Annotated in this window: 2 protein-coding genes and 1 pseudogene; 2 read left to right on the top strand and 1 reads right to left on the bottom strand. The window is 42.7% G+C overall.

Annotated elements, in window-relative coordinates:
* Positions 1 to 175 (bottom strand): annotated as a pseudogene (locus A3738_RS30270) (murein biosynthesis integral membrane protein MurJ); the annotation flags it as partial.
* A 102-nt stretch (positions 176 to 277) separates the two neighbouring features.
* Here A3738_RS30270 and A3738_RS28570 point away from each other — a divergent pair.
* On the top strand, positions 278 to 598 hold the full coding sequence (locus A3738_RS28570) for a hypothetical protein (protein ID WP_068478580.1): 321 nt from the start codon (positions 278 to 280) through the stop codon (positions 596 to 598).
* 90 nt (positions 599 to 688) lie between these two features.
* The coding region (locus tag A3738_RS28565) for a haloalkane dehalogenase (protein ID WP_231876791.1) at positions 689 to 1320 on the top strand (632 nt) is incomplete at its 3' end.

Genomic DNA, 1320 nt, shown 5'->3' with positions numbered 1-1320 from the left:
GGATTTTGAAAGCAACAAAAAATGCATCTGCGCCGGCACTGGCACCAAAGAAATTAGCGACAACAACGTCTCTCGCTAAGCCTAGAAAGCGAGACACCATTGTCATCAATCCAACAATTGCGGAAGAACGAAATAAATTTTTTTTAGCGGGACTTTGGCTTGCCTCGGAATCCATACAAGGTCTTATTTTTCTGAACAATTAATATGCTCGCCATGCTACTCGACTATCGCGAGACTTTCACTATGCTTAGAGAATAAAGAAGAACTGAGGTGAATTATGGACAAGAGCATTAATCGCTTACTTATGCAATTTGAGCAGCTTTTAAAAACGACAAACAAGGAGCAAATCAACCCTAAAATTGATGAGCTTTGCATCAGCGATCTCCAGCCTATTGTCGAACTAGTAGCACGCAGTCGCGCAGAATATTTAGAGCATCTATACACGCTATGTAAGCAGTATGAGGGAACTGAGAATTTCCCTAGCAACGACGAAATGCAAAAACTTCGTGCTCACCGTTTACGCTTTGAGGAGTTGGCGGAGGGTTCTAAAGCATTTGAAACATCGATTCAGCGTGGATATCTAGATCTAAAAGACTAAGCGCATCGCGAAATCTTTTGCCTCTGGTGTTTTTTTGATCATCCCGCTAGCATTACCGAGATAAAAAATAAAAACATATAGAGGCTATACATGATTCCATTCATTCGCACGCCAGACTCTCGCTTTGCTCGCCTATCTAATTACCCTTTCAAGCCCAACTATAAAGATATTGATGGCTTGCGGATGCACTATGTTGACGAAGGTTCTAAAAATGCAGATCCCGTTCTCATGCTCCATGGCGAACCAACATGGTCGTATTTATATCGACACATGATTCCTATTTGCGCAGCTGCTGGACATAGAGTGATTGCGCCAGATCTCATTGGCTTCGGAAAATCAGATAAACCAACCAATAAAAACGACTATAGCTACGAAACACATGTTGACTGGCTTCTTAATTTCATTGATCAACTCGAGCTCAACAACATCACTCTTGTATGCCAAGACTGGGGATCACTACTTGGCTTACGCTTAGCCGCAGAGAACTCAGACAGATTTAAAGCCATCGTAGTTGGCAACGGCATGTTGCCCACGGGTGATGAGACAGTTCCAAAAGCATTTAAAATTTGGCGCGCATTTGCATTAAACAGCCCCTGGTTTCCCATCGCGAAAATCATAAACACTGGCTGTTTTAAAACGCTTAGTCCTGATGAAATACGTGCTTACGATGCGCCGTTTCCTAGCTCAAAATACAAAGCTGGAACAAGAGCTTTTCCTGCACT

It is taken from the genome of Oleiphilus sp. HI0066 (genome assembly GCF_001635725.1).
Note: the sequence above shows the minus strand (reverse complement) of the source record. Positions and strands in the feature narration are given on the sequence as shown.